This is a genomic window from Paenibacillus pasadenensis (assembly GCF_002864175.1).
Taxonomy (GTDB): Bacteria; Bacillota; Bacilli; order Paenibacillales; family Paenibacillaceae; genus Paenibacillus_O; species Paenibacillus_O pasadenensis.
In genome coordinates, this window is record NZ_NFEZ01000002.1 from 71,138 (window position 1) to 93,217 (window position 22,080).

Below are 22,080 nucleotides of genomic sequence, written 5' to 3' on the forward strand. Positions count from 1 at the left end.
CCTCTCCAGCTCGTGCTCTCTCTCCTGCTCCTGCTCGTGCTCTCTTTACAGTTACAGCTTGTGCCCTCTGCCCGTCATCCTGGACCTGCGCTCGCGCTTCGCGGCACGCTAGTCGGCGTCGAGCTCGAGCCAGCGGACAAGCGTCCCTTCCGCCGCGCCCTTCCCTCCTGCCGGAACGCAGGCGAGCGCGTCGGCGCGGGCGAAGGCGGCGACGTTGCCCGAGCGGTCTCCGGCAAGCGGCAGCAGCAGCGCCATGCCGTCCTCCGCCTCCCCGACCGCCGACCGGATGTAGCGCGGATAAGGACATGGCTTGGACAAGGACGCCGCGAGCCGCCCGGTCCGCCAGCGCGGCATCCAGTCCGCGCGCCCGGCGAGCCGCAGCAGCAGCGGGCGGACGAGCAGCTCCATGCCGGCGAAGCAGGCGGACGGGTTGCCCGACAGCGCGGCCAGCAGCGTCCCGTCCGGCATCCGGTAAGCCGAGGTCGGCGTGCCGGGCCTCATCTTCATCCTGTCGACACGGACCCGGCCTCCCGCCAAGCGCGCCGCCTCATGAGCGTAATCGCAGTCGCCGACCGACACGCCGCCGGCGGTCACGACGAGATCGGCGGACAGCGCCGCCTCCCGGATTGCCTCCGCCAGACGGCGCGGATCGTCCGGCACGGGGCGAAGCGCCGCCGGGATGCCTCCGAGCTCGAGCACCCGGGCGGCCAGCATCGCGCTGTTGGAATCGTAGATGCCCTCGCTCCCCAGCGGCTGCCCCGGCCGGCGAAGCTCGTCGCCGACCGGCACGACGGCTACGACCGGACGGCGGCGGACCTGCGCCTCGCCCCGGCCGTCGGCCGCCAGCAGGGCGACCTGCCGCGCCCGCAGCCTCGCGCCGGCCTCCAGCAGCACGGCTCCCGCCGGCGCGTCCTCGCCGATCTCGGCGATGTGCGTCGGCTGGCCGGGCGGGCGGTCCAGCTCCACGGCGCCGCCAGGCAGCCGACGCGTCCGCTCCTGCATGACGACGCGGTCATAACCCTCCGGCACCCGCGCGCCGGTGAAGATGCGCAGCGCCGATCCGGGCGGCGGCGCGTCCTGCTGTCCGCAAGCCCGGCCAGGCCGCCGCTCGCCGGCCACGGCGAGATGCACCGCATCTCCTTTGTCCAGCGGCGCCAGGTCGGCTTCCCGCACCGCATAGCCGTCCATCGCGGCCCGGCGGAACGGCGGCAGCGGCTGCCGGGCGAGCAGCGCCTCCCCCAGCACGCGCCCGCCTGCATCCGCGAGCGGGACACGCTCCATGCCGATCGGAGCGAGACCGTCCGCCAGCAGGAGCACCGCATCCGCGACCTCCGCCAGCTTCAGCGGCAGCTCAGCCGCATCCGCCGGCTCCCCCCCAAGCTCATGCGGGCAGTCCCGGGAAGCGGCTTCCGCCGCCGACTCCTCCGGCTCTCCCGCCGCCCTTCCTGCTCCGAGCGCCTCCTTCTGCCGCGCCCTCCGTTCCGCCACGCTCTGTCCGCCCCATCCTTCGCCACGCGCGCCCCTCTCCATCCGTCCGCCCCCTCTGTCCGTCCTGATCGACGACTGCTCCCGCTTCAAGAAGAAAAAAAGCCCGCTTCCATCCGCGCAAGCTGCATGCGCGAAGAAGAAGAGGGCTTCGTTGCTCTCGGTCCAGCGGCACGCCATTGTGCCGGCAGGTTTGGTTCCAGCTTAGCGGAGCCGGATATCGATGTCAATATAGCTGACTCATCCGTCCGATAAATAAAATTACGTCAGCTATATTGACATGACGGCCGATGTCTCCCTATACTCGAACTTGTCAACCACGACCGTACAACGCCGTACGGGCCGATGCGCCGGCAATGATGCCGCAGTCCCCCCCTCTTCTGGGAAGGACTGCGGCTTTTTGCGCTTCGGACTTCGGACCCGCATCGCGGCTGAAGGTCGACAAAGGAGAGGATCCTACGATGGAGAGAAAAAGCTTCTGGCAAAGCGGAGACAAAAAGACGCTGCTGAGCGCATTCCTGTACTTCGACGTCAGCTTCATGATCTGGGTGATGATCGGGCCGCTGGCCGTCGTCATCGCGGCAGACTTCCCGATGACCCCCGTGCAGAAAGCCAACCTGGTCGCACTGCCGGTGCTCGGCGGGTCGATCCTGAGGCTCGTGTTCGGCTTCCTCGCCGACTATATCGGCCCCAAGCGGACCGGACAGATCGGCATGCTCGTCTCGCTCGTCCCGCTCCTGCTCGGCTGGCTGGCTGTGGACAGCCTCGAGCAGCTGTACGTCGTCGCCCTGCTGCTCGGCGTCGCCGGCGCCTCATTCGCCGCCGCCCTGCCGCTCGCCGGACAATGGTACCCCAAGGAGCATCAGGGGCTGGCGATGGGCATCGCCGGCGCCGGCAACAGCGGCACTGTCTTCGCCACGCTTTTCGCCAACCGCCTCGCGGCGCATTACGGCAGCTGGGAAATCGTATTCGGCCTCGCCCTCATCCCGATCGCCGTCGTGCTCGTCCTGTTCACGCTGCTCGCCCGCAACAGCCCGGACCGCCCGGCTCCGCGCCGTCCCGCGGAGTACGCGGGCATCATGAAGCAGCGCGACGCCTGGGTGTTCTGCGCGCTCTACGCCGTCACGTTCGGCGGCTTCGTCGGGCTCTCCAACTACCTGACGATCTTCTTCAACGCCCAATACGGCCTCGCTCCCGTTAGGGCCGCCGACTTCACGACGCTTTGCGTCATCGGAGGCAGCCTGTTCCGCCCGATCGGCGGCTACCTGTCCGACCGTTTCGGAGGTGCCCGCATGCTGACGATCCTGTACGGCGGCGCGGCGCTAATGCTAGCCTCCGTCTCGGCGCTGCCGCCGCTGCCTGTCACGCTGACGCTGCTATTCGTCGGCATGATGTGCCTCGGCGCGGGCAACGGCTCGGTGTTCCAGCTCGTGCCGCAGCGCTTCGGCCGCGAGCTTGGCCTCATGACCGGCATCGTCGGCGCGGCCGGCGGCCTCGGCGGCTATGCGCTGCCGCTCGTGCTCGGCCGGCTGTACCAGTCCAGCGGGAGCTACACGCCGGGCTTCCTCGTCCTGAGCCTCGTCGCGGCGGCGGCGATGGCGCTCATCGTCTTCATGCAGCTGCGCTGGCGGCATAGCTGGATGGGCTATGGCGGCAAGGTCGCTCCGGGAGCGTCGCCCGAGGCGGCCGCCGCTCCCGTCTCCGCCGAGCTGTAGCAGAGTCTCCTCCCCGCATCCCCCCTTGTCCGCATAGCGAAAAGCCCCGGGTCCGCTGAATAGCGGCTCCGGGGCTTTTGGAATTCAAGGCAAAGAAGGACTACGCCATCACCTGGCAGATCTGGTTCGTGAACTCGACCGGATCCTCGATCGGCAGCCCCTCGATGAGCAGCGCCTGGCTGTACAGCAGCGAGGTGAACAGCTCAAGCTTGGCCGGGTCGGCGGCGTGGGCTTCCTTGAGCGCGCGGAACACGTCGTGGCCGGTGTTGATCTCGAGCACCTTCTGCGCCTTGACGCCGGAGCTGTCGGGCATCGCCGCCAGCACCTTCTCCATCTCGATCGTCAGGTCGCCCTCGGTCGCGAAGCAGACCGGATGCTTGCGCAGGCGCTTGGAGGCGCGGACCGCGCTCACCTTGCCGCCCAGCAGCCCCGCCATCGCCTCGAACAGCGGCTTGTTCTCCTCGTCGGCCGCTTCGTCCTCCGGCTTGCGCTCATCCTCGATGCCCAGGTCGCCGCTCGATACGGAGCGGAATTCCTTGTCCTTGTAGCTCGTCAGCATGCGGATCGCGAACTCGTCGATGTCGTCGGTGAAGTACAGGATCTCATAGCCCTTGTCGAGCACGAGCTCGGTCTGCGGCAGCTTCTCGATGCGCTCGGCGGAGGAGCCGCTCGCGTAGTAGATGTACTTCTGGTCCTCCGGCATGCGGGAGACGTACTCGGCCAGCGTCACGAGCGCTTTGTCCTTCGACGAGGTGAACAGCAGCAGGTCCTGCAGCGTCTCCTTGTGCGCGCCGTAGTCGCTGTACACGCCGAACTTCAGCTGGCGGCCGAACGAGCCGAAGAACTTCTCGTACTTCTCGCGCTCGTTTTTGAGCATGCCCTGGAGCGCGCCCTTGATCTTCGACTCGATGTTCTTGGCGATCTGCTTGAGCTGGCGGTCATGCTGCAGCAGCTCGCGGGAGATGTTGAGCGACAGGCTCTCGGAGTCGACCATGCCCTTGACGAAGCTGAAGTAGTCCGGCAGCAGGTCGGCGCATTTGTTCATGATGAGCACGCCGCGGGAATACAGCTCGAGCCCTTTTTCGTACTCCTTGGTGTAGTAGTCGAACGGGATCGTCTCCGGGACGTACAGGATCGCCTGATAGACGACCGCGCCGTCGGCGCTCACATGCACATGCGCGAGCGGCTTGTCGAAGCCGTAGCGCTTCTCGTGGTAGAAGCTCTCGTAGTCCTCCGCCTTCAGCTCGGACTTGTTCTTGCGCCAGATCGGCACCATGCTGTTGATCGTCTGCTGCTCCGAGAATTCCTCGAACTCGCCCTCGGCGCCTTCCTTCGGACGGCTGGAGGTCAGCTCCATCTTGATCGGATAGCGGATGAAGTCCGAATATTTCTTGACGAGCGCCTTCAGCCGGTACTCGTTCAGGTAGTCCTCGTAGCTTTCGTCCTCGGTGTCCGGCTTGATGTGCAGCGTGATCTCCGTGCCGATGGCGGCTTTGTCGGCCGGCTCGATCGTGTAGCCGTCCGCGCCTTCGGATTCCCAGCGCCATGCCTGCTCCTCGCCGAGCGCGCGGGAGACGACCGTTACCTTGTCGGCGACCATGAACGACGCGTAGAAGCCGACGCCGAACTGGCCGATGATGTCGCGGCCGTCCTTGGACTCGTTCTCCTGCTTGAACGCGAGCGAGCCGCTTTTGGCGATCGTGCCGAGATTCGTCTCGAGCTCCTCGCGCGTCATACCGATGCCGGTGTCCGCGATCGACAGCGTGCGGGCCGCCTTGTCCGGCTTGATTTCGATGAAATAGCTGTCCTGATCGAACGTCAGGCTGTCGTCGGTAAGCGCTTTATAGTAGATCTTGTCGATGGCGTCGCTGCTGTTGCTGATGAGTTCGCGCAGAAAGATCTCTTTCTGGGTGTAGATCGAGTTGATCATCATGTCCAGAAGACGCTTCGATTCCGCCAGGAACGGTTTCTTTTCCACTTCGACTCTCTCCTCTTCGTGCCTGAATCTTAGCACTCTCTTCGCTCGAGTGCCAGCAACGTTTATATATCACGGCCTGATTCGGCTTGTCAAGGCAGAGAGCATGGCGGCGGAATTCCGAAAGCCGCGCGAGGCGACCTCCTACTCCACCGCCTCCGCTGCCGGTGCCGCCAGCATCCCCAGCCATGCGCGGTAGGCCGCCAGCGCCGAGCCGTCGTCGAGCAGCGCCTTGGCGATGTACACGCCCTCCTCCAGCGAGCCCGCTCGGCCGGCCAGCTGCAGGCGCAGCGCGGCGTTGAGCTGCACCGCCCCGGCATGGGCGACCGTGCCCTCGCCAGCGAGCACCGCTTCGGCCGCCGCCAGCTGCTGCTCTGCCGTCCAATCGCACTCCTCGTCCTCCAGCTCGAAGCCAAGCGCTTCCGGATCGAGCACCTGCAGGCGGGCTTCTCCGTTCTCCACGACATACATGCGCGTCGGACGGCCCGCATGCACGTCCTCAGAGCCCTCGGCGCCCTGGATGACGAGAGAGCGCCCGTAGCCGAGCCCCGTGAGCAGGCGCGCGATCCGCTCCAGCACGGTGTTGTGGTAGACGCCGAACACGAGATGCGGCGAGCCGCCGTAGTCGAGCAGCTTCTCCGCCGTGTTGAGCACCGTCCGCAGGCCGAGCTGCTCGCGGATCGGGCGCAGCCGCGCGAGCGGCGGGCACCAGCTCTCCGACGGGACGTAGAGCACGCCCGTGCGGCGGGCTGCCGCCCGCAGCGCGGCGCGCGGCAGCCGGTCCGGACGCAGGCCCGCCGCCTCCAGCAGACAGTGCAGGGTGACGCCCCATTTGGGAGGAAGCGGGGCGGCGCCGTGCAGCGTCGCCGGCAATCCGCCCGCCGCCAGCACGAACGCCGTCGGGAACGTCGCCATGAACGAGCGCTTGCGCCCGTCGTACGGTCCGGCCAGATCGACGCCGCCCTGCTGTCCGTCCCGCTCCGCATAGGAGCGGCACACGCGGACGAACGCCTCGATCTCCTCCACGCTCTCCATCTTGATCCGCTCCGCGATCAGGAACGCGCCGACCTGCGCCGGCGTCGCGCTCCCGCCGAGGATCGCCTCCGCCGCCCTCGCCGCATCCTCGTAGCCGAGATCCTTGGCCCCCCGCTTGCCTCGTCCCACTTCCTTGAGCAGCTCGATCATGGGCGCCTCGCCCCCTTCTTCGTGTTGTCCTGCAGCAGCTGATACACCTTGACGATCGAGGTGGCGACGTCGACCATGCGCCGCCGCTCCTCCATCGCCTGCGAGCGCAGCAGCTCGTACGCCTCGGCCTCGCTCAGGCCGCGCGTCTCCGCCAGGATGCCTTTGGCCATGTCGATCCACTTGCGCTCCTCCAGCCGGGCCATGAGCCGCTTGCGCTCCTCCTCCCATTGCCGCCGCTCCATGCAGGCCTTGCCGGCCAGCTGCAGCGCCCAGTGCACCTCGCCCGCGCTCATGCCGGGAACGAGCAGGCCGTCGAGCCGCACGTCATCCTCGCAAGCCGTCGCCGAGCGGCCCATCGCCTCGGCGCTGCACCACCAGAGCAGCGGCACTGGCCGCCCTCCGGCCAGCGCGCCGCGCCAGCTCATCACCTCCGGCAGCGGCATGTGCAGCACGGCCGCATCCGCCTCCGGCAGCACCGTCTCCGCCTGCTGCGCCGTCGCCGCGCGCAGCACGGCATAGCCGCAGTCGCGCAGCAGCGCCTCCGGCTTCGGCCCGGCCTCCGCGGCTCTGACTGCCGGCTCCGCTCCGCGTTCTCTCGGGGCGATCACGACGATCGCGCGCATGGACATCCGCTCCTTTCCGCTTCAGCGACTTGGATCATCTTGTGTAAAATTTTATAACACAACGCTTTTCGAATTGTCGATAGATCCGCCAAAATTTCATTCAAGAGAAAATAATCCGGAATTTATGTAAGCTATATTGACACAATTGCAGCCGTACCGTATAGTTGCCCTAACCAATCGAATCGCAGTTCCGGATACAATGGCGTATCCATCCCGCGGCAACGAAGCCTGCAGGAAATCCCGGTCGACGGCGCTTTTCCCCGTCCAGCCCGGCTTTCCCGCAGGCTTTTTCTGTCTTCATCCGATTCTCGGCGGCGCAGGCCGCCGACCTGAAGGGAGCTTTCACGATGACCATCCCCAAAAAGCTAGTCCTCGTCGGCAACGGCATGGCCGGCATCCGCTGCATCGAGCATCTGCTGAAGCTGGCGCCGGACGCCTACTCGATCACGATCTTCGGCGCGGAGCCGCATCCGAACTACAACCGCATCCAGCTCAGCTCCGTGCTCGCGGACGGCGGCGCGGGACTGCAGGATATCGTGCTCAACGATTGGAGCTGGTACGAGGACAACGGCATCACGCTCCACGCGGGGCATGCCGTCACGGCCATCGACACCGCCTCGCGCACGGTCACGTCGGATCAAGGCGTCAGCGCCTCCTATGACGCGCTGCTGCTGGCTACCGGCTCGCGCGCCTATATCCTGCCGGTGCCCGGCGCCGACAAGGAAGGCGTCATCGGGTTCCGCGACATCCGCGACTGCCAGACGATGCTGGAGGCTTCCCGGACGTACCGCCGGGCGGCCGTAATCGGCGGCGGCCTGCTCGGGCTGGAAGCCGCCCGCGGCCTACTGAACCTCGGCATGGACGTCACGGTCGTGCACAACTCGGCCCTGCTCATGAACCGCCAGCTCGACCCCGCAGCCAGCCTCATGCTGCAGCAGGAGCTCGAGCGGCAAGGCATGACGTTCCGGCTGAACGCCCAGACGGCGGAGATTACAGGCCGCAAGCGCGCCGCCGGGCTGAAGTTCAAGGACGGCAGCAGTCTAGACGCCGACCTCGTCGTCATGGCCGTCGGCATCGTGCCGAACGCGGAGCTGGCCGCAAGCGCGGGCATCGAGACGCGGCGCGGCATCATCGTCGGCGACGAGCTGGCGACGAGCGCTCCCGGCATCTATGCCCTCGGCGAGTGCGCCGAGCATGACGGCATCGCCTACGGCCTCGTCGCCCCGCTCTACGAGCAGGGCGCCGTGCTCGCCAAGCATCTGGCCGGCGTGCCGACGGAGGGCTACAGGGGCTCGGTCACGTCGACCAAGCTGAAGGTTTCGGGCGTGGACGTCTTTTCGGCGGGAGACTACATGGGCGGAGCAGGCGCCCGATCCCTCCGCTGGCAGGACGAGATGGACGGCGTCTACAAGAAGCTCGTCGTGCGCGGCGACCGGCTGGCTGGCGCGGTGCTGTTCGGCGACACCTCCGACGGAGCGATGCTGTTCAACCTGATCAAGAGCGGCGAGCCGATCGCCGGACGCGAGAAGGAGCTGCTGCTCGGCTATGCCCCAGGCTCCGGCGGCGCGGCCGCCTCCTCGCTGCTGGAGAGGCTCGCCGCGATGCCGAGCGACGAGATCGTCTGCGGCTGCAACGGCGTCAGCAAGGAGGCGGTCATCCAGGCGATCGTCTCCGGCGGCTGCACGAGCCTTGGCGCCATCAAGGCCTGCACGAAGGCGTCCGCCTCCTGCGGCGGCTGCAAGCCGCTCGTCGAGGGACTGCTGGAGCTGACCGCCGGAGACGCTGTCGTCCAAGTCAGGGAGGGCATATGCGGCTGCACCTCGCTCGGCCGCGAGGAAATCGTCGAGGCCATATCCTCGATGGGCCTTTCGGGCGTGAGGGAGACGATGCATGTGCTCGGCTGGAGCCAGCCCGAGGGCTGCTCCAAATGCCGGCCCGCGCTCAATTACTACCTCGGCATGCTGCAGCCCGGCTCGCATCGCGACGAAAAGGAATCCCGCTTCGCGAACGAGCGCTACCACGCCAACATCCAGAAGGACGGCACGTTCTCCGTCGTACCCCGCATCTACGGCGGCGTGACGAGTCCCGCCGAGCTGAAGCATATCGCAGACGTGGCGGAGCGCTTCCAGGTCCCGCTCGTCAAGTTCACCGGCGGTCAGAGGCTCGACCTGCTCGGCGTGCGCAAGGAGGATCTGCCCCGCATGTGGGAAGAGCTCGGCATGGCGTCAGGCAGCGCATACGGCAAAGCTCTGCGCACCGTCAAGACCTGCGTCGGCGACACGTTCTGCCGCTTCGGCACGCAGGACGCAATGGGCATGGGCATCCGGCTGGAGAAAGCCTACGAGCGCATCAGCACGCCCGCCAAGTTCAAGATGGCCGTATCCGGCTGCCCGCGCAACTGCGCCGAGGCGACGATCAAGGACTTCGGCGTCGTCGCGATCGACGGCGGCTGGGAGCTGCATGCGGGCGGCAACGGCGGCGTCAAGGTGCGGGCCACCGACCTGATCGGCGTCGTGCGAACGGAAGAGGAAGTGATGGAGTGGTCCGGCGCTTTTCTTCAATATTATCGGGAAACGGCGGCATGGGGCGAGCGGACCGCCCACTGGGTTGAGCGCGTAGGGATCGGCTCCATCCGGGAGGCTTTGGCTTCTGCGGAGGAGCGGATCGCTTTGAACGAGCGCCTGCAGGAAGCTCTCGCCACGCTGGAGGACCCCTGGCAGGAGATCGTCGACGATCCGGAGCTGCGCAAAAATTTCGAGCCGCTCGCGGTCGCAGGGAGGGAACAGCCATGAGCAGGCATCGGGTAGGCCGGGCCGGACAGATCGACGCGCTCGGCTCGCGCATCGCCGTCGTCGGCGGCGGCGAGGAGATCGCGCTGTTCAAGCTGACGGACGGCGAGGTTCTGGCCGTCGAGAATCGCTGCCCGCACAAGGGCGGCAAACTGTCGGAGGGCATGGTGTGCGGCTCCGCCGTGCACTGCCCGCTGCATGACTGGAAGATCGACCTGCGCACCGGTCAGGCGCAGGCGCCCGACGAGGGCTCCGTGCGCACCTATGCGGCGGATGTCGATGCGGAAGGCAGCGTCTGGATCGAGACGGGGGAGCGCCCGGACGCGGCCGCCGCGGCGGCCGTCCCTCCCGCCTGCGCAGGACTGGAGGAGCGGTCATGAAGCCGGGCCTGGTCTCGATCGTCGGAGCCGGCCCGGGCGATCCCGAGCTGATCGCCGTCAAGGCGCTGCGCCGCCTGCAGCAGGCGGACGTCATCCTGTACGACCGGCTCGTCAGCCCGCAGCTGCTGGAGGAGGCTTCCCCCTCCTCACGGCGCATCTACTGCGGCAAGGCGCCCGGCCGCCACGCCATGAGCCAGGAGCAGATCAACGCCCTGCTCGTGCGCTTCGCCTCGCAGGGACTGGCCGTCGTGCGGCTCAAGGGCGGCGATCCGCTCGTCTTCGGACGCGGCGGCGAGGAGGCGCTCGAGCTGGCGCGGCACGGCATCCCGTGGGAGCTCGTGCCCGGCGTCACCTCCGCCTCCGGCGCCGCCGCAGCCGAGGGCATCCCGCTCACCCACCGCGGCGTCAGCGCCTCCTTCGCCTGCGTCTCCGGAACGCGCGCGAGCGCGGACTCCCCGGAGCCGCGCTGGGATCTGCTCGCCCACGGCGTCGATACGCTCGTCGTCTACATGGGCATGGCCCGGCTGGAGGCGATCGCAGCGGAGCTGCTCCGCCACGGCAAGCCGCCTGGCACCCCAGCCGCGATCGTGGAGCGCGCCACGACGGCCGCTAGCCGCACCCACGTCGGTACGCTGGCCGGGCTTCCCGTCCTGGCCGCCTCCGCCGGAGCCGCCAATCCCTCGCTGGTCGTCATCGGCGAGGTCGTGCTCATCCGCGAGCGGCTGCAGGCGCTGTCCGCCCAGCTCGAATCCTCCGCCGGCTAGCCTTTCCCGCCGCGCCGCATGCAAAAAGCAGCCCGGAGCCAGCATCGTTGCTGGTCCTGGGCTGCTTTCTCCTTTTCGCAAGCCTGCTCCCCAAGCTCTGCTCGCAGGCTTTGCTCCTCAAGCTTTGTTCCTCTAGCTTTGCTCCTCAGCCTTTTTTCTTAGACGCTTTCTCTCCTGCCGCATCCAGCTCCTTGCCCTTGCCGTCGATCAGCTTGAGCTGGTCGTTCTCGTAGCCGACCTTGTATGTCACCTCGAAGTTGCGCTTGACGCTCGCCCCGTCCTGACCATGCTCCTCGGCCTCGATGACCGCCTTGACGGTCGCGCTGCGCTCGCCGTTCTGGGTCACGTTCAAGCTCTTGATGACGACGTTTTTCGTCGGCAGATAGCCTTTGCGGAAGTCCTCGTACGGGTCCTGTGCCTTCCAGCTGTAGCCGAGCAGCGAATAGGCGTACAAGTAGTCGCCGTTGCTCAGGCTCTCGTAGAAGCGGGACACGAGGTAGCCGGCGTAGTCCGTAATCGTCTTTTTGCCCGTCGCCGTGTCCGCCTCGTCGTCCCTGACGCCGGGCAGCTCCTCCATCGGACTGTTCGACCAGCCCTCGGCGATGCCGAGCACGTCCGCGATCGGGATGCTGAAGCCGATTTCCCCGTCCTGCATCTCCGCCGAGTTCATGCCGAGCACCGCTCCCGTACGCTGATCGACGAGCGGCCCTCCGCTGTTGCCCGGAGCGATCGACGCCGAGATCTGGTACAGATTGCGGTAGATATATGGCTTCATCGCGAAGTTGCGCCCGAGGCCGCTGACGATGCCGGTCGTCACCGTGCTCTGCAGGCCGAGCGGACTGCCGACCGCCAGCACCGGATCGCCGACCTCCACCCGTCCGGTCCGCTCCAGCTTGAGCGGCTGGGAGCCGGACAGCTCCGGCACGCGCACGACGGCGACGTCGAGCTCGCTGCCGATGCCGATCACTTCCCCGGTCAGCTCTCTGGCGTCGGAGGCGATCACCCGCACCGTGCGGGAGCCGGCCACGACATGCGCGTTCGTCAGCAGGTCGCCGCGGTCGTTGTATAGGAAGCCCGAGCCGAGGCCGCTGTCGCTCTGGATCGTGAACACCTTTTTCTGCGTGTTGAAAATGACTTCCTTCAAAGCGCTGGCGCTGCCCGCTCCTCCGCTCGGGAGGACGGCCAGCAGCGGCTCCGCCCCCGCCCGCTGAGGCAAATCGAGGTGGATCGCCAGCGAAGCCGTCCCGCCGGCCAGCAGGAGCAGGGCGGCAAGGGCCGCCGGCCAGCTCGTCTTCCATTTCATGCGGGATCTCCTTTCCGGCGGGCTACTCAATGTACCACGTCGCCTTCGTAATGATGGCGGTCAGCTCGCCCGCAGGCAGCGATGCGGCGCCGCGGAAGGCAGCCCTGCCGCCCGGCTCGATCGAGACGCCCGGCTCCGTGCCTGCCGTGACCGTGCCGACGGCGCGGCCTTCGGCATCGAGCAGCTTGTATTCGAGCTGCACGGAATGGATGCCGCGCGTCGCCTTGCTCTCGACCTCGCCGGACACGACGGCCCGTCCCTCCTCGTCGCGGCTGACCTTGACGCCGCGCACCGCCACGGCGGCGGTGCGGTTGCGCAGCTGCTCGTCGTACGCGATCTGGCGCGCCGCATCCAGACGCTGCTGCTCCTGCCGCTCATAGTTCTCCCGCTCGCGTCCGATCCGCGCCTCCAGCTCCTTGAGCGGCTCGACCGCTCCGGCATGCTCTCGCGCCTCCGCCACGGCTGCGAGCGCCGCCGAATAGTCGCGTCCGCGCAGCAGCGCCTCCGCCTGGGCGGAGCCGGTTTCGACGATCAGGTCGAGAATGCGCTGCCGCAGCTGGGAAGCGCCGGCATCCTGCAGGCCGCGCAGCCGCTGCAGCCGATCCGCGAGCTCCGCCACGCTGTCCAGCCCGTCCAGCTCCTGCGAGACTTGCTTGACGGCGAGACGCGCCGCCTCGTCTCCGATGCGGCCTCGCACAGGGTCGAACACCCGCTCCTGGCGGTTCGCCACCGCCGCCTGCACCTGCCTCAGCTCGCCCTCGGCCTGCTCGAGCCGGCCGCTTTCGAGCAGGCGCGCCGCTTCCTCGACCTGATCGTCGAGCCGCCGCGCCTGCCGCGTAATATCGAGATCGCGCAGCAGCCCCGCTCCATCCGGCCGCATCTCCGCGGCCCGCTCGAGCAGCTGCTCCGCCTGCGGGTAGCGGCCGGCGAGCGCTTCCCGCGAAGCCTGCTGCTGCCACGCCTCGGCCCGCTCGTTGAGCCTGAGCTCGCGGACGAGCACGCCCGCGATGCCCGCGCAGCCGACCAGCAGCGCCAGCGCCGGCGGCAGCCACTGCCTGCGCGTGCGGCGCAGCGACTCCCGCCAGCCGGCGGCAGGGCGCTCCGCTTGAGCGTAGGCGAGACGCGGCCGCTCGGAGGAGCTCTCCTCCGCCTGATCCAGCCGCTCGTCCTCGCGCATGCGCTCCATCAGCTCCCGCGCATCCGGGGTCCCTCCTGCCGGCGCGGTCCCGATCTCCTGGATCTGCTCCAGCCATTCCACCCGCTCGCGGCGCCGCACGAGCAGAGCCGCCGTATGCAGCGGCTTGCCGCAGCGGCTGCAGAAGCTGGCCTCGTCGTCCAGCGTCTTGAAGCCGCAATAAGGGCATGGGGTGCGGATGCCGCCCGATTCCCGTTCCGTCGATTCCGGTCCACTGCTCATCGCTTCATGCCTCCGCCATCTTTCCGTTCGCCCGCCCTCCTCGGAGGTTCGGAGCGTCTTCCGTTCATACGCCGCTTGCCGGCGTTTTGTTTCCAATCCACCCGATTAGGACGATCATCCCGGGGAAAAAGCCTTGGTCCAACCGAAAAAAGCCATCCGCAAAGATGGCTTGGCGCGAATGCCGCCTGAGGATCAGGTTGCGGCCGGCTCCGGATGCAGCTTGCTCCGCATGTAGTCGCGCACGGCCTCGGCCAGATCGTCCCGCTCGAGCGCCATGTCGATCGTCGCCTGCACGAAGCCGAGCTTGTCGCCGACGTCGTGGCGGCGGCCCTGGAACTTGTAGGCGTGCATCGGCAGCACGGAGTTCAGCTTCTGCAGGCTGTCCGTCAGCTGGATCTCGCCGCCCTTGCCGGGCTCGGCGCGCTCGAGCAGGCGGAATATGGCCGGATCGAGCACATATCGGCCGACGACCGCCCAGTTGGACGGCGCTTCTCCGGGCGCCGGCTTTTCGACGAGATTGCGGATGCGAGGGAACAGGCCGTCGCCTTCCAGATCGACGATGCCGTATTTATGCGTCTGGTCCCACGGAACCTCCATGACGGAGATGACCGACGAGCCGGTATCGCGGTAGTAGTTCATCATTTCGCCCAGGCAGGGCTGCTCGGAGCGCAGGATGTCGTCGCCGAGCAGCACCGCGAACGGCTCGCTGCCGATGAAGCTGCGCGCGCACAGCACCGCATGGCCGAGCCCGAGCGGCTCCCGCTGGCGCACGTAGACGATGTCGGCCAGCTTGGAGATGCCGCGGACGAGCTCGAGCATCTCCTCGTTGCCCCGCTCCTCCAGCTCGGCCTCCAGCTCGACGGACTTGTCGAAATGATCCTCGATCGCCCGCTTGTTGCGGCCGCTCACGATCATGATGCTCTCGATGCCGGAGGCGACCGCCTCTTCGACGATGTATTGGATCGCCGGCTTGTCGATCAGCGGCATCATTTCCTTCGGCTGCGCCTTGGTCGCCGGAAGGAAGCGAGTGCCCAGCCCGCCGGCTGGAATAATGGCTTTGCGGATATGCGTCAAGATTGAACCACTCCTTAAGAGATGCAAGATATGTAAGATCGGACATGAGGCGGCAGACCTTCCGGCGGCTGGCGCCGGATCGGACCGGAAGGTCCCGGGACGGATTCGCCGCTTGTTCCATAAGTTTACCAATTGTTGAAGGATCGCGCCACCAGAGGTTATGATGGCAGCGATGCTTGGTTTTGGAAAGCCAAATAAGGATAGGAGCGAGGCCCATGCGGATCACCGAAACGCTGCGCACGCTGCGGCGCGATGAAATGATCGACATTACCCGGCAGGTCCAGTCCCATGTGCAGGCAGCCGGCATTCAGAGCGGAGAAGTCCTGGTATACTGTCCCCATACGACGGCTGGATTAACCATCCAAGAGAACGCCGATCCGGACGTCAAGCACGACATCCTGCTCCGTCTGGACGAGATCTATCCGTGGGAGCATCCCGGCTATCGGCATGCCGAGGGCAATACGGCCGCCCATCTGAAGGCGCTGACGACGGGCACGAGCCAGCTCGTCCCGATCGAAGGCGGACGCCTTGCGCTCGGACGCTGGCAAGGCATCTACTTCTGCGAGTTCGACGGCCCCAGGACGCGCGAGTACCGCCTCCGCATCACCGGCGACCGCTAGGCTCCGGCGCCGCTCCATAGCGCGACCGCGCTCGCTCCCGGCAGCCGCTTCGAGGCAGCCGGGACTTCGTGGCGGCTCTACCGACTCTAGCGGCGGCCAGCGCTTTTGAAACGCAGCAAGGCCCGATCGGATCGCGAGATCCGGTCGGGCCTTGAACATTTTACGGGCAAATGGCCGCGCTGCGGCGCCTCCTGCCGACCGGTCTCAGCGCACGCGCGATTCGGTCAGGTGGAATTGGCCGACCATGCCTTGCAGCTGGCCGGTGATTGCCTCGGCCTCGCCGGCGGTCGCCTGCACCTGGGCCATCTCCCTCTGCAGCTCCTGCATCTGGCGCTCCGCCTCGGCGCTGATCCGGCGGTTGTGCTGGCTCACCTCCGCGATGCTCTCCATCAGCCGCGCGACCTCGCCGGCAACCTCGCCCTTGCGGCCGTCGCCTGCGGCGGCGGCCATGAGCATGGCGCCGGCCGCCTCGGCCAGCTGCCGTCCGGTCTCGACGGCGCGGCTGCCTTCGGCCATCGAGGCCGTCGCGCGCTCCGCCTCGCCCTGGATGCCCCCGATGATGGAGCGGACATGCTCCGTCGACTGGCGCGTCATCTCCGACAGCTTGCGGATCTCGCCGGCGACGACCGCGAAGCCGCGGCCGCTCTCGCCCGCGCGGGCCGCCTCGATCGAGGCGTTCAGCGCGAGCAGATGCGTCTGCGCCGAGATCTGCTCGATCGCTCCGAGCACCTCGCCGACCTGATGCACCGCCTGCACGAGCCCGTCCAGCGTCTGCCCGGACTGCTCCATGCGACCCGATATCGCGCCCATCGCCTCTCCGATGCGCTCCACCTCGCTCCGCGCCACGCTGATCTCGCGGCTGGCCTGCTCCTCGAGCTCCTGCAGCTGCTCCCGCATCTGCCGCGCCGAAGCTTTGGCGCCTTCGATGTCGCCCAGCTGGGCGGCCGTGCCGGCGATCATCTGCCCCATCGAGCCGCTGACCCGCTCCGTCCGCTCGGCCAGCTCGGCCGCCTTGCGGCTCAGCTCGCCCTGGCTGACGCGGACGTCGCCGGAGGCGGTCCGCACGCGCAGCATGATGCCCTCGAGCGAGTCGATCATGTTGTTGATCCACTTGGCCAGCTCGCGCGTCTCGTCTCCCGCGAACGTCTCGGTCCGCAGCCGCTGGGTCAGATCGCCCCCGCCCTCGGCGTTGAGCCGGATGAAGCGGGCGATCGCCCCGAGGCGCTCCGCCGTCCGCCTCGTCACCCGGCGGCGGGCCGCCAGCGAGCCGGCGGCGCCAAGCACGACGTACGCCGCGACGGCCGCGGCAGCCTGCGTCAGCGGATCCGCGCCCAGCCTGAGCAGGACGGCCAGGAGCAGCGCGAACAGCGCCGTCCCGGCCAGCAGCGACAGCGCCGAGCTCCGCCGGTGCTGCCAGTCGATGCCCCGGATCCGGTACACCTCCTCCAGATCGCCCTCGCACATCATCCCCCACAGATCGGGGTGATGCGGCAGCCGGAAGGTGACGCCTTTGCCGATGACGGGGATATGCCGGTAGTCCGAATAGCCTGGAAACTCGACGAACAGGTTGGAGCCGTTCCGGATCGTATTCGCCACGCCGGGATGCAGCTCCCCCGTCGCCGGATCGGTGAACCGCAGCTCCAGCTCGGTATGCTCCCGGATGCCGACGACGCCATAATCGGTCCGCACTCCGTCCTTGAGGTTGTCCCCATGCGTGAAGGTCCGATCCTCGAAGCGGCTGCGCGACAGCGCCGTGCCGGGCTCGATCCTGCGGTCGATCTCCGGCTTGGCCATGAACAGATAGTTGTCGCCCGAATCGGGATACACATGCCCGGACTCGCGCTGGATCAGATCGCCGAGCACATCCCCCGGCACTCGTCCGCAGAGCGCTCCGCTCCACCGCCCGTCCTCCAGCACCGGCTCGATGAACAGCAGCGTGATGCGGTCGTGGAAGCTCGACGAACGGGGCCCGGCCTCGAGCGTCCGCTCGTCCCGGTACGGGCCGAACAGGCAGCGCCCGCCGATGCGCTTCGCATACGCGAGCCCGAGACCCAGCCCCTCTCCGCTTTCCTCCGAGTAGGCAGTCCCGCTGTGCCGCGGTAAAGTCGATGCCGTCACGAATCCCTCCCGGTCGAGGAAGAACAGCTCCGTGAAATCGCCCGCCCGTCCATATGCCGCCCGCAGCGAATCGACGCCGCCTCCGCCCGCCAGCAGCGCCTGCACGCCTCCGTCCCCGGCCTCCTGCTGCAGCTGCTGGCGCAGCCGCTTCATATGGCCCCAATATTCCTCCGCCCAATCCTGCAGCAGCGCCGCCCGCGTGGCCGCGATGCCCTCGAAGATCTCCTTCACGTCCTCCGTCCGGCCGCGGTTCAGGCGGCAGGATATCCACAGCGGCAGCCCCGTTCGAAAGCCAAGCCAGTCAAACATGGCGTTCTCCCCCTCTTGTCCTCATCTGTCTCTCTAACGGATTTGATTACGTTATCGGTCCGACGGCGCTTCGTTGAAAGGGAGGACGGCCATCTCTTCAAAAAGAATAACCGGCTCCATGCGGAGGATGTCCTTGACAAATCAGCTTATTTATAATAATTTTAATGTAATAACAAATACAAAAATAAATCAAAGGAGCTGTTCCCTCATGACCCAAACGAACACGAAAGCCGTCGATGCCGCCGCCGTCCACGCCGCGCTCAATCTCCAGCTGGCCAACTGGAGCGTCCTGTACGCCAAGCTCCACCAGTTCCACTGGCTCGTGAAAGGGCCGCATTTCTTCACGCTGCACGTCAAGTTCGAGGAGCTGTACCGGGAAGCCGCGGCCCGCGTCGACGAGCTGGCCGAGCGCGTGCTCGCCACGGGCGGCCGCCCGCTGTCCACGATGCGCGAGTTCCTGGCCGCGGCGACGCTGCAGGAAGGCTCCGGCGACGAGTCCGCGATCGAGATGGTCCGTTCCGTCGCCTCCGACTACCGGACGCTCGCGCAGGAGCTCGGCCAAGCGATCGCCGACGCCGAGGGGGCGGGCGACGACGCGACCGCCGACCTGCTGCTCGGGATCCACGAAAGCATCGAGAAGCATGCCTGGATGCTGGACGCGTTCGCCTCCGCCTGATCGTTTCAAGCTCCTCCCGCCTCCCCTGTCGAATGCCAAAAAGGGCTGCCTTCGAGAAGCCGGTCGATGCCGGCTTGCTCGAAAGCGGCCCTTTTGCTGCGCCTTTAGCTCCTGTCGGCATCCGTCTGCCCTCGGACCGCGGCCAGGATGAAGGCCGTCAAGTCCGCGACGACCTCGTCGGCGGTCAGCCGCTCGATCTCCGGCACGCCGTGCATGTCGATCATGCTCATGTTGGCGAGAAGCGCGCCCATCACGAACAGCTGCGTCGTATGGAGCGAGCGGAAGCGGAAGCAGCCTTCCGCCCGGCCGCGCTCCAGGCACTCCCGCAGGCGGACCTGGATGAGCGACTTGTGCGACTGGATGATCTCGCGGCGCGGGGAGCGCAGCGCCATCTCCTGCTGGATGATCGCGATCAGCTCGGGCTCGCGGCGGCGGAACCGCGTCATCTCGCGGATGATGACCTTCAGATCGGCCTCGGGATCGGGGCCCGGCGCCAGCGACCGGATGTCCCGGTCGGGGAAGTACTCGTTGAAGATCGCGGCGAAGACGCCGTCCTTGCCGCCGAAATGATAGGAGACGAGCGCTACGTTGGCGCAGGCCTCCTCGCAGATCTGCCGGATGGTCGTCTTTTCGAAGCCATGCTCCGCGAACAGCTTCTTGGCGGCCCGCAGCATGCGGACGCGCACGTCTACCTTGCCCATAAGCCGCCTCCTGTCCGTCTGTTCCCGCTCAGCGGGCCGACGGCTCCGGCTGCAGCGCCGGCTGCGAAGCGGCGCGCTGCGCCGGAGCTCCGGCCTTCTTGAGCGCGACGGCCGCCACGCTGACGAGCAGCGCCCCCGCGCCGGTCAGCGCCAGCGCCAGCACGTCCGGACCGGTCGACGAGCCGCCGAATAGCAGATTCATCATGCCTTCGACGGCGCGCGTAGCCGGCAGCCACTCGCCGATGCCATGGTAGAACGACGGCAGCAGCTCGCGCGGCAGCATCGCTCCGGAGCTCACCAGCTGCATCGACAGCAGGATGATGTTGAGGAACATGCCGGCCATGCCGAGCACCTGCAGCACCATCTGCGACACGAACATGAAGCTGAGCAGGATGAGCAGCATGAACAGCCAGACGCTCAGGAAGCCGCTCTCCATCTGGCCGCCCAGCGCGGCCAGCAGCCCTGCCGAGACGAGCGAGACGACGAAGGCGATGACGACCGTCAGCGACGCCTGCACCCCGAAGCGCTGCCATTTCGTCGTCGAATGGGCGACGGCCATGCCGGACTGGAAGAAATTCAGCGCCATGATCATCGCTCCGACCCAGGACGCCAGCACGAGCATCATCGGCACCATCTGGTTGTTCATGCCGTCCACGGCATGCAGCGACTCCAGCTGGGCCTCGACCCGCTGCGCGAGGCTGCCGGCGGCGGCCGCCGCCGCTTCCTGCGGCATGCCCTGCGCGGCCAGCGCGCCCTGGATGCCCTGCGCGGCGGCGCGGCCATTGGCCTCGGCCGTAATTTGCGCCGCGACCGAGCTCATCACGTTTTTGATCATGACCGGGTTGGACTCGTTGAGCAAGTAGTGCAGCGAAGCCTTGCCCTGCGGATCCGACACGCTCGCCGTGAAGTCCGCCGGAATGTGCACGACCATCTGCACCTCGCGCTCGTCGAGCTCCCGCCTCGCCGCCGCCAGGCTGTCCGACTGCTCCATGCGGAACGGCAGCTGCTGCACGAGCTGCTGCGCCAGCTGGTCGCCCGCTTGACGATCCTCGCTCACGACGGCGATCGCCAGCTGGCCGATCCGATCGTTCACGCCGCTGTATCCGGTCATCCAGATGATGGAGAACACCACTTGCATGAGCAGCGCCGTGGCGATGCCCGCTTTTGTCGTCGGCCTTTGCAGAAAGGCCTTGAAGGCTTGATTCATTCGTTCGATCCCCTATCCTTTGATTTAAACGGTTGTTTAAAACAACGGTTCAACTTTACGGGGATTTGTTTTGGTTGTCAAACTCTTTTTTATGAAGCGTTTTCGCGAAAACGCTTTTCGGCATGGCGGCTCGGCGGAGCGTTTCGCCCCCGAAAGGTCGGACGCCGAAAGGTCGGAAGTCCGAAAGCCCCGTCATGCCGAAAAGCCGTCTGCGGCTGCCCGCAAACGGCTTTTGAGCACGGCTCCGCCGCTTCCGGCGGCGCTACATGACGAACTTCGCCGGCCGCTTCGTATAGCGGTTGGCGTAGCTGGAGGCGCAGTAAGCCTCCGGCTTGACGCGCGGCACGTAGCTCCCGATCGTCTCCACGCGGGCGATCATCTCCTGCACGTACAGCGCGGTCGGGTTGAGGCACGGCTCGGTGCCGGCGTCGATGTCGATGAAGGCGCGCAGCTCCGCGCCTTGGTACAGATGCGGCAGCAGCAGCTCCTCCATGCGGGGCACGACGCTCAGCTCCTCCAGATGGGCGGCCATCTCCTGCGACAGCGACGTCTCCAGCGCCAGCTTCTCGCGGATGGAATCCAGCTCGCGGCCGAGCACGTACGGCCGGTAGCAGGCCCAGGCCCCTCGGCCCACCCGATGCAGCACGAGCCCGGTGATGAATTTCGTATGGCTCGGGTGCACCTGGCAGTCCGTCCCGATCGCGAAGTGATAGCTCGCCCGCGGGTCCTCCGCGACAAAGCGCAGCAGCCGGTCGGCTACGTCTCCTACCGAAAGATGCTGCTCCTTGACGTTGTGGAACCGCAGCCGGTTGGCCCGGTCATGCGCCTCCGGCTTTCGTTTGAACTTCGTCACCAACTCACCGTCCTCGCTGCTGCTTTGGTGCTCGGGTCCTCTCGAACAGCTTATGCGGGGACGGAGAAGGCTATGAACGAGGGCTCGGCGGGCGGCGGACGCACTTTTGCCGAGAAAGCAAAAAAGGCTGCCTGTCTCAGCAGCCTTTTCGTCAGCGAAGAAGGGAAGCCGCCGCTCCCCCGCCTGGCAGCGAATGGCGGCAGGTCCGCCCGTCCGCAAGCGGCCAAGGAAAGCCTAGGGCCGCAGCCTCACCTGAAGCGAGCCCGCCGGCTCTCCGTTCCAAAGCGCGGTCAGCGTCTCGCCGTCGAGCAGCGCCGCCACGCCGGCCGGCGTGCCGGTGTAGAGGATGTCGCCGCGGCGCAGCCCGTAGCGGGAGCCGATATGCTCGGCCAGCACATCCGGCGCGAAGATCATGTCCGCGGCATTGCCGAGCTGGGCGACCTCCGCTCCGCGCAGCAAGGAGAAGTCCGCGCCCTTCAGTCCCTCAAGGCCCGGATAAGGCCGCCACGGTCCGAGCGGCGACGAGCCGAGGAAGCCTTTGGCGGCGAGCCACGGATGGCCCTTCTCCTTGAGCCGGCTCTGCACGTCGCGCAGCGTCAGGTCGAGCCCGAGCGCCATCGCGTCGAACAGCTCGTCCGCCGGCAGCCCCGGCTCCCAGTCGCGGCCGGCGCGCAGCACGATCTCCAGCTCGAAATGCACCTCTCCTTCCGCACCCGGCAGCTCGACCTCGCGTCCGTCCATCGGGACGAGCGCGTGGGTCGGCTTGGTGAACACCATTGGCGATTTCGGCACCTCGTTGCCGAGCTCCAGGGCGTGCAGGCGGTAGTTGCGGCCGATGCAGTAGATGTTGCGTACGGATTCCAGGTCGAACTCTTTTTCGCTCATA

The 22,080-nt window shown here is 67.1% G+C and carries 18 protein-coding genes; 6 read left to right on the top strand and 12 right to left on the bottom strand.

Going from position 1 to position 22,080, the window contains the following annotated elements; all coding sequences use genetic code 11:
- Window positions 1-108 precede the first annotated feature (108 nt).
- On the bottom strand, window positions 109-1,530 hold the full coding sequence (locus B8V81_RS03485; RefSeq protein WP_180968372.1) for a molybdopterin molybdotransferase MoeA: 1,422 nt from the start codon (window positions 1,528-1,530) through the stop codon (window positions 109-111).
- A gap of 416 nt (window positions 1,531-1,946) precedes the next feature.
- Here B8V81_RS03485 and B8V81_RS03490 point away from each other — a divergent pair, with 416 nt between their 5' ends.
- Window positions 1,947-3,200 (top strand): nitrate/nitrite transporter, encoded by a 1,254-nt coding sequence (locus B8V81_RS03490; protein ID WP_101807730.1) that lies wholly within the window; start codon window positions 1,947-1,949, stop codon window positions 3,198-3,200.
- Between the two features lie 100 nt (window positions 3,201-3,300).
- Here the strand turns inward: B8V81_RS03490 and htpG are convergent, their stop codons facing one another.
- The 3 genes from htpG to B8V81_RS03505 form a co-directional block, all read right to left on the bottom strand.
- Complete coding sequence (gene htpG / locus B8V81_RS03495; protein ID WP_101807731.1) at window positions 3,301-5,178, bottom strand: molecular chaperone HtpG; 1,878 nt, start codon at window positions 5,176-5,178, stop codon at window positions 3,301-3,303.
- A 141-nt stretch (window positions 5,179-5,319) separates the two neighbouring features.
- On the bottom strand, window positions 5,320-6,360 hold the full coding sequence (locus tag B8V81_RS03500) for an anthranilate phosphoribosyltransferase (RefSeq protein WP_101807732.1): 1,041 nt from the start codon (window positions 6,358-6,360) through the stop codon (window positions 5,320-5,322).
- Complete coding sequence (locus tag B8V81_RS03505; protein WP_101807733.1) at window positions 6,357-6,983, bottom strand: ANTAR domain-containing response regulator; 627 nt, start codon at window positions 6,981-6,983, stop codon at window positions 6,357-6,359. Before B8V81_RS03505 ends, B8V81_RS03500 begins: the two co-directional genes overlap by 4 nt.
- Before the next feature lie 347 nt (window positions 6,984-7,330).
- Here B8V81_RS03505 and nirB point away from each other — a divergent pair, with 347 nt between their 5' ends.
- Genes nirB through cobA form a run of 3 tightly spaced genes read left to right on the top strand, consistent with a single transcriptional unit; the run spans window position 7,331 to window position 10,916 of the window.
- Window positions 7,331-9,775 carry a nitrite reductase large subunit NirB gene (gene nirB, locus B8V81_RS03510; protein ID WP_101807734.1) on the top strand — a complete coding sequence of 815 codons (2,445 nt, stop codon included), beginning with the start codon at window positions 7,331-7,333 and terminating at the stop codon, window positions 9,773-9,775.
- Window positions 9,772-10,152 carry a nitrite reductase small subunit NirD gene (nirD, locus tag B8V81_RS03515; protein ID WP_101807735.1) on the top strand — a complete coding sequence of 127 codons (381 nt, stop codon included), beginning with the start codon at window positions 9,772-9,774 and terminating at the stop codon, window positions 10,150-10,152. Before nirB ends, nirD begins: the two co-directional genes overlap by 4 nt.
- Window positions 10,149-10,916, top strand: a complete 768-nt coding sequence (gene cobA, locus B8V81_RS03520) for a uroporphyrinogen-III C-methyltransferase (protein WP_101807736.1) — start codon at window positions 10,149-10,151, stop codon at window positions 10,914-10,916. The genes nirD and cobA overlap by 4 nt, the downstream gene beginning before the upstream one ends.
- 145 nt (window positions 10,917-11,061) lie before the next feature.
- Here the strand turns inward: cobA and B8V81_RS03525 are convergent, their stop codons facing one another.
- The 3 genes from B8V81_RS03525 to galU form a co-directional block, all read right to left on the bottom strand.
- Entirely contained in the window at window positions 11,062-12,219 is a 1,158-nt protein-coding gene (locus tag B8V81_RS03525; protein WP_101807737.1) for a S1C family serine protease, read from the bottom strand.
- Window positions 12,220-12,241: 22 nt separating this feature from the next.
- Window positions 12,242-13,636, bottom strand: a complete 1,395-nt coding sequence (locus B8V81_RS03530; protein ID WP_101807738.1) for an FxLYD domain-containing protein — start codon at window positions 13,634-13,636, stop codon at window positions 12,242-12,244.
- A 192-nt stretch (window positions 13,637-13,828) separates the two neighbouring features.
- On the bottom strand, window positions 13,829-14,710 hold the full coding sequence (gene galU / locus B8V81_RS03535; protein WP_146000452.1) for a UTP--glucose-1-phosphate uridylyltransferase GalU: 882 nt from the start codon (window positions 14,708-14,710) through the stop codon (window positions 13,829-13,831).
- Window positions 14,711-14,925: 215 nt separating this feature from the next.
- On the opposite strand from galU, the gene B8V81_RS03540 reads away from it, so the two are divergent.
- Entirely contained in the window at window positions 14,926-15,330 is a 405-nt protein-coding gene (locus B8V81_RS03540; RefSeq protein ID WP_101807739.1) for a secondary thiamine-phosphate synthase enzyme YjbQ, read from the top strand.
- A gap of 204 nt (window positions 15,331-15,534) precedes the next feature.
- Here B8V81_RS03540 and B8V81_RS03545 read toward each other — a convergent pair whose 3' ends face one another.
- Window positions 15,535-17,757 carry a methyl-accepting chemotaxis protein gene (locus B8V81_RS03545; RefSeq protein WP_101807740.1) on the bottom strand — a complete coding sequence of 741 codons (2,223 nt, stop codon included), beginning with the start codon at window positions 17,755-17,757 and terminating at the stop codon, window positions 15,535-15,537.
- A gap of 208 nt (window positions 17,758-17,965) precedes the next feature.
- Between B8V81_RS03545 and B8V81_RS03550 the strand changes: the two genes are divergently transcribed.
- On the top strand, window positions 17,966-18,433 hold the full coding sequence (locus tag B8V81_RS03550; protein WP_101807741.1) for a Dps family protein: 468 nt from the start codon (window positions 17,966-17,968) through the stop codon (window positions 18,431-18,433).
- Window positions 18,434-18,537: 104 nt separating this feature from the next.
- Here the strand turns inward: B8V81_RS03550 and B8V81_RS03555 are convergent, their stop codons facing one another.
- The 4 genes from B8V81_RS03555 to B8V81_RS03570 all read right to left on the bottom strand — a co-directional run bounded on the left by B8V81_RS03555 (window position 18,538) and on the right by B8V81_RS03570 (window position 22,079).
- Window positions 18,538-19,134 (bottom strand): TetR/AcrR family transcriptional regulator, encoded by a 597-nt coding sequence (locus B8V81_RS03555; RefSeq protein ID WP_101807742.1) that lies wholly within the window; start codon window positions 19,132-19,134, stop codon window positions 18,538-18,540.
- A 28-nt stretch (window positions 19,135-19,162) separates the two neighbouring features.
- Entirely contained in the window at window positions 19,163-20,341 is a 1,179-nt protein-coding gene (locus B8V81_RS03560) for a YhgE/Pip domain-containing protein (protein WP_101807743.1), read from the bottom strand.
- 262 nt (window positions 20,342-20,603) lie between these two features.
- Complete coding sequence (locus B8V81_RS03565) at window positions 20,604-21,194, bottom strand: ribonuclease H-like YkuK family protein (RefSeq protein ID WP_101807773.1); 591 nt, start codon at window positions 21,192-21,194, stop codon at window positions 20,604-20,606.
- Window positions 21,195-21,428: 234 nt separating this feature from the next.
- On the bottom strand, window positions 21,429-22,079 hold the full coding sequence (locus B8V81_RS03570) for a fumarylacetoacetate hydrolase family protein (protein WP_101807744.1): 651 nt from the start codon (window positions 22,077-22,079) through the stop codon (window positions 21,429-21,431).
- Between the last annotated feature and the right edge of the window lies 1 nt (window position 22,080).